Annotated in this window: 14 protein-coding genes and 16 tRNA genes; 1 reads left to right on the plus strand and 29 read right to left on the minus strand. The window is 46.3% G+C overall.

The window, feature by feature from the left end; translation table 11 throughout:
• Positions 1–17: 17 nt before the first annotated feature.
• From ASD40_RS37665 to ASD40_RS34890, 11 genes are all read right to left on the minus strand, one after another.
• The gene (locus tag ASD40_RS37665) at positions 18–179 is read right to left on the minus strand and encodes a hypothetical protein (protein WP_156390277.1); all 162 of its coding nucleotides are present in this window, start codon (positions 177–179) and stop codon (positions 18–20) included.
• A gap of 323 nt (positions 180–502) precedes the next feature.
• A complete protein-coding gene (locus ASD40_RS34845; RefSeq protein WP_235549499.1) occupies positions 503–1768 on the minus strand; it encodes a molybdopterin molybdotransferase MoeA in 1266 nt (421 codons plus the stop codon).
• A gap of 21 nt (positions 1769–1789) precedes the next feature.
• A complete protein-coding gene (gene moaA / locus ASD40_RS34850; RefSeq protein WP_057307718.1) occupies positions 1790–2794 on the minus strand; it encodes a GTP 3',8-cyclase MoaA in 1005 nt (334 codons plus the stop codon).
• An 87-nt stretch (positions 2795–2881) separates the two neighbouring features.
• Positions 2882–3493, minus strand: coding sequence for a molybdenum cofactor guanylyltransferase (mobA, locus tag ASD40_RS34855; protein WP_057307719.1), 612 nt, complete (start codon positions 3491–3493; stop codon positions 2882–2884).
• Positions 3490–4134, minus strand: coding sequence for an MOSC domain-containing protein (locus ASD40_RS34860; protein ID WP_235549500.1), 645 nt, complete (start codon positions 4132–4134; stop codon positions 3490–3492). Before ASD40_RS34860 ends, mobA begins: the two co-directional genes overlap by 4 nt.
• A 94-nt stretch (positions 4135–4228) precedes the next feature.
• A complete protein-coding gene (locus ASD40_RS34865; protein ID WP_057307721.1) occupies positions 4229–5584 on the minus strand; it encodes a molybdopterin-dependent oxidoreductase in 1356 nt (451 codons plus the stop codon).
• A gap of 167 nt (positions 5585–5751) precedes the next feature.
• Positions 5752–6180, minus strand: coding sequence for a copper amine oxidase N-terminal domain-containing protein (locus tag ASD40_RS34870; RefSeq protein ID WP_057307722.1), 429 nt, complete (start codon positions 6178–6180; stop codon positions 5752–5754).
• A 793-nt stretch (positions 6181–6973) separates the two neighbouring features.
• Positions 6974–8017: a HAMP domain-containing sensor histidine kinase gene (locus ASD40_RS34875; protein ID WP_057307723.1), complete on the minus strand. Its 1044-nt coding sequence runs from the start codon at positions 8015–8017 to the stop codon at positions 6974–6976.
• The gene (locus ASD40_RS34880) at positions 8014–8736 is read right to left on the minus strand and encodes a response regulator transcription factor (RefSeq protein ID WP_057307724.1); all 723 of its coding nucleotides are present in this window, start codon (positions 8734–8736) and stop codon (positions 8014–8016) included. The genes ASD40_RS34875 and ASD40_RS34880 overlap by 4 nt, the downstream gene beginning before the upstream one ends.
• A 113-nt stretch (positions 8737–8849) precedes the next feature.
• On the minus strand, positions 8850–10085 hold the full coding sequence (locus ASD40_RS34885; RefSeq protein WP_057307725.1) for an MDR family MFS transporter: 1236 nt from the start codon (positions 10083–10085) through the stop codon (positions 8850–8852).
• Between the two features lie 111 nt (positions 10086–10196).
• Positions 10197–10580, minus strand: a complete 384-nt coding sequence (locus tag ASD40_RS34890; RefSeq protein WP_057307726.1) for a hypothetical protein — start codon at positions 10578–10580, stop codon at positions 10197–10199.
• 237 nt (positions 10581–10817) lie between these two features.
• On the opposite strand from ASD40_RS34890, the gene ASD40_RS34895 reads away from it, so the two are divergent.
• Entirely contained in the window at positions 10818–11612 is a 795-nt protein-coding gene (locus ASD40_RS34895; protein ID WP_057307727.1) for an alpha/beta fold hydrolase, read from the plus strand.
• Here the strand turns inward: ASD40_RS34895 and ASD40_RS34900 are convergent.
• The 18 genes from ASD40_RS34900 to ASD40_RS34985 all read right to left on the minus strand — a co-directional run bounded on the left by ASD40_RS34900 (position 11602) and on the right by ASD40_RS34985 (position 15493).
• A complete protein-coding gene (locus tag ASD40_RS34900; protein WP_057307728.1) occupies positions 11602–12816 on the minus strand; it encodes an ROK family protein in 1215 nt (404 codons plus the stop codon). The two genes, ASD40_RS34895 and ASD40_RS34900, sit on opposite strands and share 11 nt — an antisense overlap.
• Before the next feature lie 73 nt (positions 12817–12889).
• Positions 12890–13660 (minus strand): class I SAM-dependent methyltransferase, encoded by a 771-nt coding sequence (locus ASD40_RS34905; protein WP_235549501.1) that lies wholly within the window; start codon positions 13658–13660, stop codon positions 12890–12892.
• Positions 13661–13973: 313 nt separating this feature from the next.
• Positions 13974–14052: transfer RNA gene (locus ASD40_RS34910), tRNA-Leu, on the minus strand.
• 20 nt (positions 14053–14072) lie between these two features.
• Positions 14073–14161: transfer RNA gene (locus tag ASD40_RS34915), tRNA-Leu, on the minus strand.
• A 9-nt stretch (positions 14162–14170) separates the two neighbouring features.
• Positions 14171–14244: transfer RNA gene (locus ASD40_RS34920), tRNA-Cys, on the minus strand.
• Positions 14245–14254: 10 nt separating this feature from the next.
• A tRNA-Gly gene (locus ASD40_RS34925) sits at positions 14255–14329 on the minus strand.
• An 8-nt stretch (positions 14330–14337) separates the two neighbouring features.
• A tRNA-Gln gene (locus tag ASD40_RS34930) sits at positions 14338–14409 on the minus strand.
• A 22-nt stretch (positions 14410–14431) separates the two neighbouring features.
• A tRNA-His gene (locus ASD40_RS34935) sits at positions 14432–14504 on the minus strand.
• A gap of 25 nt (positions 14505–14529) precedes the next feature.
• A tRNA-Trp gene (locus ASD40_RS34940) sits at positions 14530–14603 on the minus strand.
• Positions 14604–14615: 12 nt separating this feature from the next.
• Positions 14616–14697, minus strand: a tRNA-Tyr gene (locus ASD40_RS34945).
• A 9-nt stretch (positions 14698–14706) separates the two neighbouring features.
• A tRNA-Thr gene (locus ASD40_RS34950) sits at positions 14707–14782 on the minus strand.
• 17 nt (positions 14783–14799) lie between these two features.
• A tRNA-Phe gene (locus tag ASD40_RS34955) sits at positions 14800–14875 on the minus strand.
• Between the two features lie 20 nt (positions 14876–14895).
• Positions 14896–14972: transfer RNA gene (locus ASD40_RS34960), tRNA-Asp, on the minus strand.
• 32 nt (positions 14973–15004) lie between these two features.
• A tRNA-Met gene (locus ASD40_RS34965) sits at positions 15005–15081 on the minus strand.
• 53 nt (positions 15082–15134) lie between these two features.
• Positions 15135–15210: transfer RNA gene (locus tag ASD40_RS34970), tRNA-Val, on the minus strand.
• Positions 15211–15232: 22 nt separating this feature from the next.
• A tRNA-Glu gene (locus ASD40_RS34975) sits at positions 15233–15307 on the minus strand.
• Positions 15308–15322: 15 nt separating this feature from the next.
• Positions 15323–15414: transfer RNA gene (locus ASD40_RS34980), tRNA-Ser, on the minus strand.
• A 3-nt stretch (positions 15415–15417) separates the two neighbouring features.
• A tRNA-Asn gene (locus ASD40_RS34985) sits at positions 15418–15493 on the minus strand.
• Between the last annotated feature and the right edge of the window lie 198 nt (positions 15494–15691).

Here is a 15691-nt window from a genome sequence, read left to right on the forward strand (position 1 = left end):
ACCTCATTTAGAATAGATTAGCTTTTTAACAATGCAGCAGCCAGAACTGGCTTTCCTCTGGGCATAACGCCATGAGCATCGGGCTCTAACGTAATGGCAATCGTGTCATAATTATTCGGATTAAAGGTGTAATATAACCCGCCTGCACCGTTATGTGTCATGAAAGTGCCAGCATTCACAGGGGTTTCTTTCCCCTATAGAAATTTGAGCGCATCGGCATCTTTATCCACGATTTGTATCATTAATTCTTGGTCGGTACGCGTACCATTCATGAAGGATCCCCTTTCCCAAGCCTCCTAACTATTATATACTTCGCAAAATCTCTTGTATTGGATGATATAAAAAAATAAAAATAGTTCATGTCTCCTGGAATGATGCTGACTGGTCTATCACATTAACCAAAGCAATAGTAATGGGTACTCACTCGCATTGACTGTTCAAGCATAAAATGGCCTACCCTCAATGACTTCTTAACGGAAGTTCAGCGATAGGTAGGCCATCTTTATTTTATAGGATACACAATTACACGTTCGTCTCTTACGAACCCCTTACCTCCGGCAGGTAAGTAAATCAAACAATCAGCGTCTTTAATAGAAACCATAATACTGGACTTATCAATACCTGATGGCTTAACCTTCAGACTCCCGTTGTTGTCCACATGAGTCGTTCCTCTAACATAACGCGGGTAAGCGGAGCCTTTATCATAATCTACATCCAACTGAGCCGTGACCGCTTCTGGATAAGGCGAGTGATCCCCTGCCATCGCTTTAATCAGCGGTTTGGCAAACAGCTCAAACCCAACGAATGAGGCGCCCGGATTACCAGACAAAGCTAAGAGCAACCGATTGTTCCATAAGGCTGCACTCGTTGGAGTACCTGGCCGCATGGCCACTTTGTTGAACAGCAGTTTGCCCTCAAATCGTTCAAAGACATCAACAAGCACGTCGTAATCGCCAACGGAAACACCGCCGGAGGTGAGGACTAAGTCCACTTTAGGGAAAGTATCCTGCAGCGCCGCTTCTACCTCTGCTACATCATCCGAAAGCGCCTGCATAATAACCGCCGATCCCCCAGCAGCCTCCACCTGCGCCGCCAGCATGTAGCTGTTACTGTTACGAATTCGTCCCGGCTGCAGCGCTTCTGCCACATTCAACAACTCAGAGCCTGTTGAGAAAATGGCGACCCTTGGCTGCCGATAAACGGATACATCCGAGTAGCCGAAAGTGGCTAATATCGCCGCTTCACCAGGCCCAATCTGTGTTCCTCGCTCAAGCAATATATCCCCTAAACCGATTTCACCGGCTATTGGGGTTATATTGCTTGCTGCGGTTATGTTTTTTTTGATACTCACCTGGTAGGAGCTTGTCCCCTTATCTTGCAAGGAATCCGTCATCTCCAGCATAACGACAGTATCCGCACCATCAGGAACTGGGGCTCCCGTCATAATACGAGCAGCCATACCAGATTGGATGGTATGCTGAGGAACCGTTCCGCTAGGAATTCGCTCTATAACACGCAATACAACAGGAGCTTCTGGTGTGGCCTGTTCAATATCCTTTGAACATACGGCATAGCCATCAACACCTGATCTGCGAAAATGAGGCACCGGATGATCGGCAACTATGTCCACAGCCAGCCGTCTACCGAAAGCGGAAGATAGCGGAACTGACTCTATGGGGGTGTGTTTAACGTATTCGAAAAGCATGCTTCGGGCTTCCTCAACGGAAATCACTTTGCGCCCAAACTTAAGCTTAGTATCACTGCTCACTAGCGTCTGTTCCTCCTAAGGTCAACCGCCAATTTGCGACATCCGGCGAAGTGTTGGTGTATGGGATTGCTCTTCATTCATAAGTGCCTGGGCCATCTCATGATTTTGTGGTTTGATATCCAAAGCGCGGAAGAACAAATCTTCCATCGCAGCGTCATCTCCAATATATTTTCGCACATTAAATTCATCTGACCAATATAGACATGGTTTCACATTGCCATCCGCTGTTATTCGCAGACGATTACAGGTCTCACAGAAATGATCGCTAATCGGGTGTATGAGCCCAAATGAGCCTAACGCCCCGTCAATTCGAAAGTTCTGTGAAGGACCATTTCCATAAACCGCATCCGAGGCAGCAGCATTCCACCCCTTTGCTTTACAGCGATCTAAGACTGTGGTCAGGGATAAATAGCGGCTTTTCCAATTCTCGTCTTGGTGACCGATTGGCATGTATTCAATAAATCGAACCTGAATAGGACGGTCAATCGTCATTTGCAAAAAGTCTTCAATTTCGTCATCGTTAATGCCTTTCATCAAGACCACATTGAGCTTAATCGGGGTGATGCCCACACGGTAAGCTTCTTCAATGCTAGCGAGAACACGATGAATATCGCCGCCTCTGGTTATCAAAGAGAACCGATCTGCTTTCAAAGAATCCAAGCTTATATTAACACGGGTTAACCCAGCAGCACGAAGCTTTTCAGCTCTCGATGCAAAGTATATCCCATTCGTAGTCAGAGCAATATCTTCAATTCCAGGAATTTGAGAAAGCATACCGATCAATTGCTCCAAGTTTTTGCGCACAAGGGGCTCTCCGCCGGTTAATCTCAACTTACGAACACCAAGCCCTGCAAGCACACGGACGACTTCAGTAATTTCCTCGAAAGTTAACAACTTTTCATCCGGTTCAAATTCCATTCCGTCTTCTGGCATGCAGTATACACAGCGTAGATTACAACGATCTGTAACAGAAATGCGCAAGTAATCATGCATCCGTCCGAATCGATCCATAAGCAGCTTCGGCATAGGAATTCACCTCTCTCTACGTACATTATGGCATATTTCATAACAAATTCCTAGATTCCTTAGCGAGAACTAAATAAAAAACAACTTCTATGGCAGATTATCTGACATTCGTTCATATTCTTCCGGAGTATTCACATTTGTTGCAAAATGGATAGGGATATTTTGCCGTTCAAAAAAATCATTCTCTACAGCGTTCCAGTCTATATGATCCAGCAGCCCCATTAACCGGTACTGTTCTTTCTTCAATAACACCTCGGCTTCGGAGCCTACCAAACTTGAATATATGCCATGTAGAGGATGAACGCGACCGTCCAGCACAGGGATAACTGCATCCAAATTAGCTTCTTGGCATAAAATGGCCATTGCCTTTGCCGCTTCTGCTGAAATAAAAGGCATATCACAGCCCACAATCCACATATGCTGCTCTGATGCAATCATAGAGGCAGCATGAATGCCGCTTAAGGGCCCTCTCTGTACATAATGGTCAGTGACACATTGTACGTCTAAATCGGGAACCGAAGACAAGTGAGGCAGCAAAACCTCAGGTTCATTGGTTACGACAATGACTTGCTGACAGATGCTCGACATTTCCTTCAACTGCCTAAGAAGTAAGGGCTGCCCTTGCACGGGGAGAAGCGCCTTTAACCTTCCTCCCATACGGCGATTGAGGCCCCCGGCAAGAATAACACCTGTGATCATGCTCCAAGCTCCGCCAACCTTTTTAAGAAGGATTGTTTCCAACTTGCCGATAACGCTTGTATTGCTGCAATGCGCTGAGCAGCATCTATATTCGTTTTTTCGTGATACTTGATTTGGTTGGCATAGGCGACAGTTAATCCCGCTTCATCTTTGGCGATAAGTCTCACTTGTGAATTCTTAGAGATTACACCTTCTTTAAGGACCCTAAAATAGTAGCCAGTATAGCCAGTTTCCTGGACTTGAAAGGCCGCGTCCGCCCAATCCAAACGTTTCGCAAGTTTATGACAAGGCTGACGAGGCTGCGAGACCTGAACGATTACGTCACCAATAGCGTAGATGTCACCAATACAGACCTCATCTTCAAGCAGACCGCGTACCGTTAGATTCTCACCGAACGTGCCTGCTTCCAATTTCTGACCCAGCACTTCCTCCCAGTGTGCATAATGCTCCTCCGGGTAAACACACAGCGCTTTGTCGGCTCCTCCATGCACAGTCAAATCCGCTTGCCCATCCCCATCCAACTGTGTCTTCGATACATACAAAGATGAGCTGACCGGATATTTGAAAATACCCGTGACCAGCTCTTTCCCTTGATACATGATTGTTTGTGGTAAACCAACGTTCACTGATACGATTTCCATTACAATGTCCCTCATTTCCGAGAAAATTCTTAGTATCCACTATACCAAAATCCTCCCGGAAAGTCAGTTACCAGCTTACGTGAATACAAGTAAATTACGCTTTTGACCTATCTACCCATGCGTCGTTATCATAACCCCTTACTTCCCAGTAGCCCATGTGCTCCTTCTCGATGAGCTCAATCCCTTGGAGCCATTTGACGGATTTGTAGGCATACATTTGCGGAACGATGAGTCGGACCGGGCCTCCTAATTTTTGCGGAATGGGCTTACCATCCATGAGCACAGCGACCATAATATCATCCCCATTTGCCTGGCTTAGGGACAACGCATCCGTATATACCTTATCACCTGAATAGAATTTCACATATTTCCCTTTGGCTTGAACTCCAGCAGCAGCTAATAATTGCTTAAGCGGGATGCCCTCCCATGTACATTTATAAACTGACCAGCCAGTCACACAGTGGAAATCACTAACCTGCACAGTCCTCTTCAACTTCAAGAACTCTTCCCAGTTCCATACACTGGGATTATCGACCAAACCGGATATCGCGAATTTCCACGTATCCGAGGAAAAAGCCGGAATTTCCGTCACGGTGTATATCCGGAAATTCCCTTGCGCTCCTCCGCCCACGACAGCGGCGGAGTCCGGCAGTGGCGCCGGCGGCGGAAGCATCCGGTTGCCGTCAGTTGCGATATATTCGGCGGTCGCGGCGCCGCCGGTATCGAATGCGCCTTTTATCCACCGATAAAAGGCGGGACCGATCGCGATCACGAGCAGCAGTCCTGCGGCTATCCGCAGGAACGATGCGCGTGTGATCGGCGACTCCTTCAGCGCGGCGATGACCGCCTGCGCTGCTGTGCGCCTTGCCGTGGCGTCCTCTGTCGCCACGGGGGCCTGGTTCGGCGCCGCTGCGATAGCGCTGGCGGCGGCTGGGGTTTGGACCGCCTGCTCAGCGGGCGGTCTTGCCGTGGCAGCGGCTTGATCAAGCCGCTGCTGGCGCTTGAGCCATCTGCTGCGCGAGATGGCGTGGTACACAGCATACGGCACTCCGACCCAGGTGAGCAGGTCATGCACGAAGAGTGCCGAATTGTTCAAAGCTGGTGGCAGATTGCGGAACTGCCACAAAATCACCCCTGATCCGGCCCAGCCGATCAGGAGCGCAAGGACGAACACCAGATTCGCGCGTTGATTGCGGCGCGCGCGAATCTGGTGCCAATGCTTACGAATCATCGGCGCGTAAAGCGCGATGAGCAGAATCGATGCGACACCCAAGTAAATGTGAAGCTGCTTGATCGTCACACGGAAGCTCCCCAGATCTCCCCTAATCGCACCTATACTCAGCACGATGCCCGTCACAGTAAGCAGCAGCAAAATCCAAGCATTCCAGCTATGAATAGCGTTCAATCGCTTCCCAAAAGATTGCTTCAGCCATCCTCTTTTTGAATCCATACCGTCACCGCCTTCATTCTTTTACGATCTTTACGTTATTCTTATCATAACGTATAAATATTAAAAAAGGCTTACAAATCCGCTAATATTTCGAGTAGCTCTCCACCTAAGAAACCCCCAAACTCCACTTTCATCGTGGCGGTGGGGGCTAGTTTATACATATTAGACTACTTCACTAAATAAATATCAACCAATTCCTTCGGCACATAAGTCATATCATTCAAAATGGTCGGTGCAATCATGAGCATATCATCCATCATACCTACCTTAATTGTCTTACTATCAATTTGAATCACGAACGTGTTCCCCATCTCCATCATGTTTTCTTTCGACGTCTTATCTTCCATCATACCTTTGTCTTCCATCATCATCTTCATTAAAGTAACCGAGCGGGCTTCCCCATTCCATGTCACCTTAAATCCTAATGATTCAGCAATTTGGCGCAGAGGAACGAGCTCCGTCCCCTCCTTCATCATCATTTCAATACCGCTGTAGTTAAACTTCTTAGCACTCATTTCCTCTGCACTTGCCAACCCTGGAAGTGCTAGAGTACAAGCTGCCAGTGAAACAACCATCGCTTTTTTCCATGTTTTCATCGTTTCATTCCTCCTAAGATTTGGTCATGTCTTTCTATTCCTTAAATTAACGTGCCAAGCTTAAGAACTAACGTAACCATTACGAAATACTTACAAGAGACTAACAAAAAAAGCCCAGCAACCTTACATGCCAGGCTTCCAAATCATTAAAATTAGCGAAATTAGAGGCAAAATTGTACCTATTGTCCCGTTAATATAAAAAAGATTGTAAGGTGAGCAAGGTCATGACCCGACGGTGATCTAAGTCACGATGATAATCCCTCTATCAAATCTCCCCACAAACGGTGCTCAAACACAAGCAAAGTTGTATTAAGTACAACATTAATCAATCAATTCTAGCGTTACCTCTGCGATTGTTGTACTAAATACAATATTTCTGCCCCAAATTGGACGTTTAGGATAATAATAAGACTAAATTGTTGTACAACATACAACATCTCTGTCTAGGAAGGTAGAAACCAATCGTATTGTTGTACACCGTACAATTTACCCGCCTTCAAACAAAAAAAGCGATCATAAAGGCATCCTAATCTGACCCCTCCTCCCCCTTGGCCTAAAACCAAAAGAAAATCCGCCCGCACAAAAAAACCACAAGAAGGGACAATCCCTCTTGCGGTCCATAATTGTTTCACTTGCGGCCTATCCGATCAATAAGTGTTTCATTTGCAGTCAAGATGTGGTTTATATGCGGTCAACTTGTGTTCTATTTGCGGACTACTATCTGCCTACTTACGATCCTTACAATTCTTGCTCGGCAATAATCTCTAGTTGCCAATTTCAGCCTCTTCCCCCACTAATAAATCGGCAACGTAAACCAGAATCGGCTGCCGCGCCCTTTATCGCCTGTATGACTATCAACACCAATCGCTCCTCCATGCAGGTGAACAATCGATTTGGCAATCGCAAGTCCGAGACCTGCGCCTCCGCTTGCACGAGTTCTGGACGGATCCGCACGATAGAAGCGATCGAAAATCTTACTGCTATCCTCTTCGTCGATCCCTTGACCATGATCCTGAATATCAAGCTTCACATACTGCTCCGAGATCTGCTCAACTTTAATTTCAATGGTCCCGCCGACAGGTGAATGCCGTATAGCGTTATCCAAAATGTTCGAAAGGACCCGCTTCATTTCCTGGGGCATAATCGCCACCGGTGGCAATCGATCAGGCAAGTCTACGTCGACTTGCAGCTGTTTTTCCTCCAACTGAAAAGCCAAACTTTGCAAGCCGTCTACCAGCAAATGATCGACATGATACCGTTCAGGAGCAAATTCAGTTCCTCCAGCATCCAGCTGCGACAGCTTAAATAATTCTTGAATTAGTCCGTCTAATCGTCCTGTTTCAAGCCGGATGGTTTGTAGATACCGGGCAAACGTTTCTTTATCTTGAATGACATCGTCCTGCAAAGCTTCTACGAATGCTTGAATGGAAGCCATTGGTGTCCTCAAATCATGTGAAACATTCGCTACGAGTTCTTTACGGGATGCCTCAGCTGTTCGCAATTTCTGAAAGCTTTCATTCAACTTGCCCGTCATTCGATTGAATTGATCTGCCAGTCTTTGGAATTCAGCAGGTCCAATCTGAGGCACTTTTCCCTCAAAATGCCCTTCCGAAATATGCGTCGTTTCCTCCGTAATCGCATGAATGGCTTTCTCAAGAGGGCGCGTCATGAAGTAATGGACGAGCATTGATACACTCGCTGCGCCAAGCGTTACCGTCGTCAACAGCACGACGTCTTTCCAGTTCAATAACATATATCGATAGCAAATAAACAAGGTGAGCAAAATCATACTCGTACTCACTCCACTTGCAATGAGCAAATAAATACGAAGCTTCATGATGGCTCCCTACCCTCAAATTTATAGCCAATACCCCATACGGTCTTAATGTATCGAGGCTGAGAGGGATTGGGCTCAATCTTCTCTCTCAGCCTGCGAATGTGGACAGTGACCGTTGTTGTATCGCCATAATAGTCAATATCCCACACTTTACTTAACAGCTGATTGCGTGAAAATACTTGCTCCGGATGCCCTGCAAACAGGTGCAGCAGTTCAAATTCCTTGACGGTCAGCTCGATTTCCTTCCCGTTGACCCGAACACTCCGGTGCAGAACATTGAGCTCTAGCCCCGGAAACTTCATGATATGCGCAGGTGGCACAGCGCCTGCACGGTTAGCCCCTTCCGCTTGGCCGCGCTGCTGCCTCCGCAAAATCGCTTTCGCTCGCAGCACCAGCTCTCGCGGCGAGAAAGGCTTCGTCAAGTAGTCGTCTGCGCCCATCGTTAAGCCCATGAGGCGATCCATTTCATCGCCTAGAGCCGTCAACATGATGATGGGCACGTCCTGCTCGTTTCGAATTTCTTCGCACACTTGCCAACCGTTTTTGCCCGGCATCATGAGGTCAAGAACAATCAACTGCGGGTTGTGCAGTCTCCATAAGCGGATGGCTTCGTCGCCACTCACCGCCGAGATAACCTGGTAACCCTCCCGCTGCAAATAGACGGTGCACACATCAATAATATTCGTTTCATCATCCACCACGAGAACCAGTGAACCCATACGGCATACCTCCTCAAGCATTCATTCTATTATACCGCAGAGCCATGAAATGAAGCTTACGTATGTATTACAAAAGTATAAAAGCTCCCTAGATTGCGGGGAGCTTCATTCCTTTAGGTTTGCAAAGCAGCCTCAATAATAGGCTCCTCTTTTTTGTGATTAAGACTTCGAATATATCGCGACTGAGCAATACCGGCTAGCAGTATGATCACAGCTAAGACGGCGAACATCATCTTCCCGCCATAGTGACTGAATAGCAAGCCTCCTAGAATAGGCCCAATCGCGCGCGATAGCTGCCAATTCATACCGAACACAGAGAAATACCAACCTCTATGCTCCTCAGGTGCAATGACGGAGATCACCTTCTGAATATGAGGACCGTTTAACATTTCACCAATGGTAAATAAAAATTCAACAAAAAGTAGTATCGCAAAGATAGGTACAAATCCATAACCAACTGACACAATGGCAAACAACAGATAGGATGCAGCAACTACCATATAAGCGGAAATGTGCTCAGTTCGCTTAGCAATCCATAATTGCAGCGCAATAACGATACAACCGTTGAAGGTAATGATCGTAGCAAAAACTGTCTTGTAATTCTCAAATTGCTGCTGCAAATGCAGCGGAAACGTAGATTCAACTTGTGCATACAACAGAGATACCGGCATGGCTAGAAGTGTTATCCAAAGGAGCTGCTTATGATCCCGCCATCTGATTTTCGGCTTTGTCTTAGACAATTCCTGCTCCGCAGCGCTCTTTACAGGCATTGTCTCTGGAACCTTCCAGACGACCAACCCTGCGTATGCAAGAAGAGCTATCGAGCAAGTTAGGAAAATAATTGTCGGATTCCAGGTGAAAAGAAGCAGCCCAAGGAGCGGTCCGAATGCTGAACCCATATTTAAGGCCGTATGCAGCAAAGCAAACACTTCAGCGCGCTTCTCCTGCGGGACAACATCCGTAATCTGTGCATTAGCAGCAGGTCCAAACATAGCATGACCAATGCCGTTAATGATCGAAATGACAGCAAATTCCCAAACGTGACTAGCAAACATATAACCGCCAATGGCGAAAGCTTGGATAATTAGCGCAGACAGTATCATAGGCTTCCGTCCATAACGATCGCTCAAGCTGCCTGCATACAAATTCACGAAAATTCCGCATAACGGCTGTAATCCGACAATCAACATAGATAAGAAAATAGAACCATCCAACTTGTCATACAAATAAAAAACCAAATAGGGTCTCATCATAAATCCAGCTAATGAAGTTAGAATCGTCCCAACGACTCGAACCCATATCGCCGTATCATACTTGCTAATCAGTGAAAACAAAGGAATCCTGTGCATACAACCTCCTAGATGTTATTGGTCTTCTCAGTTTAGAGGTATTTGGACAAAAGAAAAAGGTAAAATCTCGTTATAACGGATTTCACCTTTTATGAATAATTACCTATATAGTTATCCGCCAATACGAATTTTGCGGTATGTATCGATAAATGAGAGGACATCTACTCTTTTCCCCCTCTTTTTCGCGACTCTGGCCATTTTCACGAGTGTTGTCCAGAATTCATCTAGAACAGGAGATTCGAATTCATTTTCTTTGGGTGCTTGTGTAAGGTTATGTTTATTTTTATAGGTCGTGCCCTCATCAGAAATGAGATACTGAATTTGACTTTTTTTCCATTGCTCCCCGGTTACATAACTTACTCCAATTTCGCGCATTTTTTTGCGTACAGAAGTTACAGGACGAGATAATTCTCTGGCAATTACAACTGGAGGACACTCAGAGGAAAGGCGAATCAACTTGTCCAATTCCTGTGTGGACCAAGGCTTTTTAGTCATATGAATAACCCCACTTCGATAAAATGAATGTTTCGTTCTGCCTGTTAATGGTTACTAACTAAAGGTATAATAAGAGAATACCAACGAAATGTTAAAGAAGTATGAGTTAACCATAATGAAAGTATGAAGACATAACTATTTCGATAATTTTCCCTATTTTATGCCCATAGCACTATGATCGGGTAACAAATTAGGACTTTATGTGTGGTAAATTTATCTAATGGAGAGTGAAGAACTATGAAACATCATATTAACGGAGCCGAACAGTTCGTCGAAGAAAAAGGGCTTGGAGCACCTGTTATTTTACTGCACGGCTTTCCATTGGATCATCGCATGTGGCAATCGCAGATAGACGAGTTGTCAGCGAACTATCGTGTCATTACACCTGATTTACGCGGCATGGGGCAATCTGATGTGCCCGTATCTAATATTTCCATAAACCAATATGCCGATGACATTATAACTTTAATGGATAAAATGGGCATAGAAAAAGCCGCACTTGGCGGCTTCTCCATGGGTGGTTATGTGGCGTTTGCACTTCTACGCAAAGCTCCAAAACGGTTCACAGGTCTTATATTGGCCAATACTCGTCCTGAAGCAGATGAACAAGAGGCTCGTAAGAATCGTTTAAACATGGCAGTCTCTCTCTATGAAAAAGGCTCCGTAGTGGCAAGAGACGCTATGCTGCCTAAACTTATTACAGAACCTTCAAAGGAAGCGCATCCTAAGCTCGTCGATACCTTGAGCATGGTAATGGAATCGATGCCTGCAGAGGGACTTGTCCATGCTTGTCTTGCGATGGCATTCCGTGAAGACTCTGTAGACTTGCTTAGCTCTATTTCGGTGCCAACGCTCGTCATTGCTGGCGAACAAGACCCTATCGCGCCTCCGGATGTCATGAAGAAAATGGCCGACCAAATTACAGGTGCCAGCTATCATGTCATACCAGCTGCCTCACATTTGACGCCGATGGAAAAGCCGGAAGCTTTCAATGCGCTGCTGATTGATTTTCTGAAGGGCATTAAAGCCTAACCAACTGGTCCATGACCATCACAGCTGCACCAATCGCTAGAGCTTCCTCACCAAGCTGCCCTTTGCTGAAGACAACCTGATAGGCGGGGTAGTAGTACGTTTTCCGAATCGCTACCTGTGTAGCGGTTTGGAAAAATAACTCCCCTCCCGCAATTAACGGCCCCCCTAAGATTACCTTCTCGGGATGTAAAATATTGAGCAAGTTAGCTAGTCCAATACCAAAATAGGTAGCAGCTTCCGTGATGATCTCCACAACTAGGGGATCATTTTTTTTGAGCGCCTCCATAACATGCAGATACGTGACATGCTCGGGGTCATCAACCAAATGGGACAAAATCGTGGATCGACCCTTCTTTAATGCAGATCGAGCCGCTTTCTCGATGGCATATAAAGAAGCATATGACTCCAATGCTCCGTAATTGCCTGACGTATTACGATGGGGAACACCATCCGTTTGAATAATCATTTGACCCACAGAGCCTTCCATATCGACGGCACCATAAATAACCTTTCCTTCCGACACCATGGAGGAACGTAAGCCAATTCCAGCATGAATATATAGCAGATGCTTAAAGCTCTGCGTACGTTGATGCCATGATTCCGCTAGGATGGCCGTGTTAGCTCCATTATCCAGCAATGCGGGAATACCTAATTCTTCCGTTAACTGCCTGCAAATCTCAACATTTCTCCATCCTTTTGCTGGAAAATAAGACGGCTCTAAGATGGTTCCTGACAAGCGATCCACAGGACCAACCGCACCAATCCCTATTCCCAGCACCGATGAAGGATTTATGTTGTGTTTGGATAACATCTTTTGTACTTCGTCCACGATTAGACGAATCAACACATCCGGCGTCATCTCAGCCGTCATCGTCCAACTCCGTGTATCCATTTTCTTCATTCCCAGATCGACAAGGACAAGCTTGGATAACGTTCTGGATATTTCCAAACCAAATACATAAGCATAGGCCGGATTCTTTTCATACAGAATCGGCCTACGCCCTCCTGTTGAAGCACCGAAACCAGATTCAAGGATAAGCCCTTGAACCGTCAGTTCCTCCAAAAGCCGCGTCAACGTAGATACCGTCATCCCGCTTTGCTCTAACAACTCCGTTTTGGAAACCGTTGTTTGACGACAAATTCGCTCATAGATTTCTTTCGCCTTACGATTCGGAATTCGTTCCGTTATGACATCTACATTCAAAGAAGCAGCCCCCAATGATAATCTTTCTCATATATTTCGCCATTGGAAAGCCAAAATCCTTCCTTGTCTTCCCTTATTCCTTTGATCCAATCATGAGGGTATAGCCCATATAGGGATGATATTTATTGACAAGCTCATCGTATTTTGCAGTAATTTGCCAAATCCGCGGATCCATAAAAGATTGCTTATCAGACAAGTGAACAGGATCTGGATGTTGAACTTGATCTTCGAACATCGTAAGCGGGAATGGATGTATCCCTGAGAAGTCCACGGGGCTAAACCTGCCCTTTTCTAACAGCTCCCGCCATTCATCCATACTATATATTTTACTTACCCCATAGAAGCTGCATAGCGCCCGTTGAACTCCCGGTGACATCTGTTTGATTCGGATGACTTCTCGATCATAGAGCTTGCCTTCGGATTTAAGCACCCTATAATACTCGGATACTGCTTTCTGAGCATCTGCAAAATTCGTCACTGACTCCACCATCACGACATCAAAAGTATGATCTTCAAAGGGTAACTGGCATACATCCCCAACCATGAATTTCACCTGTACCCCCTGCTTCTCAGCTCTTATGATCGCTTTCGCAATCATTTCCGGACGAATATCGACCGCTGTTACTTCGCATCCTTGCTCGGCCAGGAAACATGCCGTTCTTCCAGTTCCGCAGCCAACCTCTAGCACGCGCTTCCCTTTCTCAATGGGATACTTTTTCAATTGCTCAATCGTTTCTCCAAAACCCCCGGGATGCGCATTGCCCACTCCTAATTTGGCTAACATATCTAAGTACTCGATAGCACTTACACCTCCACAATGGCATACAATTCTCTTTTCTACCATATGGAGGGCTGCCGCCTCTTGTTCAGATTCTTGAGCCATTTTTGGAAAAAGAGGCGCTCGCCTAAAGGCGCATGTTTTCAACTTCTTTTAGGCTATTCTTCCTCTGCTGTTGTTCTCGTATTATTCATTTTACTCGAACTATCACTTTTTTTCGAAATTCTCATTTTTCCGCAGAGCTAGAATTCATCCAGCTGTTTGTTTTCACCAATAGTCTTGTCTAACAAAGCTGTTTTCATTTTGATATTTAGGCTAGGAAGTAAAATAGAAAAAGCTCATGAAATCATTAGATTTCATGAGCTTTTTCTATTCGTTATACCGGCAAGAGGACTCGAACCTCCACCCTTTCGGACTCGATTTTGAGTCGAGCGCGTCTGCCATTCCGCCATGCCGGCATATGAACTTGTAAAGATAATGGTGCCGAAGACCAGACTTGAACTGGTACGGTAGTCACCTACCGCAGGATTTTAAGTCCTGTGCGTCTGCCGATTCCGCCACTCCGGCTAATAAATGTGGAGGCGCCACCCAGATTCGAACTGGGGGTAAAGCTTTTGCAGAGCTCTGCCTTACCACTTGGCTATGGCGCCTTAGTAATAATGGAGCGGAAGACGGGGATCGAACCCGCGACCCTCGCCTTGGCAAGGCGATGCTCTACCGCTGAGCCACTTCCGCATATAAAACTGGGGATCAAGGATTTGAACCTTGGCATGACGGAGTCAAAGTCCGTTGCCTTACCGCTTGGCTAATCCCCATTATGTTACTTGGGTAATAATGGGCGGACGACGGGACTTGAACCCGCGAATGCTGGATCCACAAACCAGTGCGTTAACCCCTTCGCCACGACCGCCACAATATTAAGTTTCTTACTTTTTTGGCAGGGGCAGCAGGAATTGAACCCACACCAAAGGTTTTGGAGACCTTTGTTCTACCCTTAAACTATGCCCCTAGAAAAAGTAAATGGAGGCTGATGGATTCGAACCACCGAACTCGAAGAGAGCAGATTTACAGTCTGCCGTGTTTAGCCACTTCACTAAGCCTCCACAAAGCAATGGTGCCGTCGAGAGGACTTGAACCCCCAACCTACTGATTACAAGTCAGTTGCTCTACCAGTTGAGCTACAACGGCTTATTCATTTAGAAAAATGGTGGCTTTGGACGGAATCGAACCGCCGACACGAGGATTTTCAGTCCTCTGCTCTACCGACTGAGCTACAAAGCCTTACTTGATTCGGAAAAAAATGGCGGAGCTGACGGGATTCGAACCCGCGGTCTCCTGCGTGACAGGCAGGCATGTTAGGCCACTACACCACAGCTCCATGCTAAGTACAATATCTTCGGCTAAGAAGATTGGTTGCGGGGGCAGGATTTGAACCTGCGGCCTTCGGGTTATGAGCCCGACGAGCTACCGGGCTGCTCCACCCCGCGTCATTAATCATATATGATGAATCCGAGCAAAGCAAGTCTTGCTTAAGAAATCATGGTGGAGGCTGACGGGATCGAACCGCCGACCCTCTGCTTGTAAGGCAGATGCTCTCCCAGCTGAGCTAAGCCTCCATGGGATAAAACTAAAAATTTATGGTGACCCGTAGGGGACTCGAACCCCTGTTACCTCCGTGAAAGGGAGGTGTCTTAACCACTTGACCAACGGGCCTTACTAGAAAGATAGTGGCGGAGAGAGAGGGATTCGAACCCTCGAGACGCTTGTGACGCCTACACGATTTCCAATCGTGCTCCTTAGGCCAGCTCGGACACCTCTCCATATGGCTCCCCGAACAGGACTCGAACCTGTGACAACTCGATTAACAGTCGAGTGCTCTACCAACTGAGCTATCAGGGAATAGAAACAATACTTCATTCAAGGATTTATTCCTTGAAAACTAGATACGAAACTTGCGTAAAGTTAGATTGCTTAGATTTTCTGGGCGAATCTGAGAGACTTTGACTTTCGTCAAAGATCCCTATATTAGGTTAAGCCCTCGACCGATTAGTATTCGTCAGCTGCATGCATTGCTGCACTTCCACCTCGAACCTATCA

It is taken from the genome of Paenibacillus sp. Root444D2 (genome assembly GCF_001426375.1).
GTDB lineage: Bacteria > Bacillota > Bacilli > Paenibacillales > NBRC-103111 > Paenibacillus_E.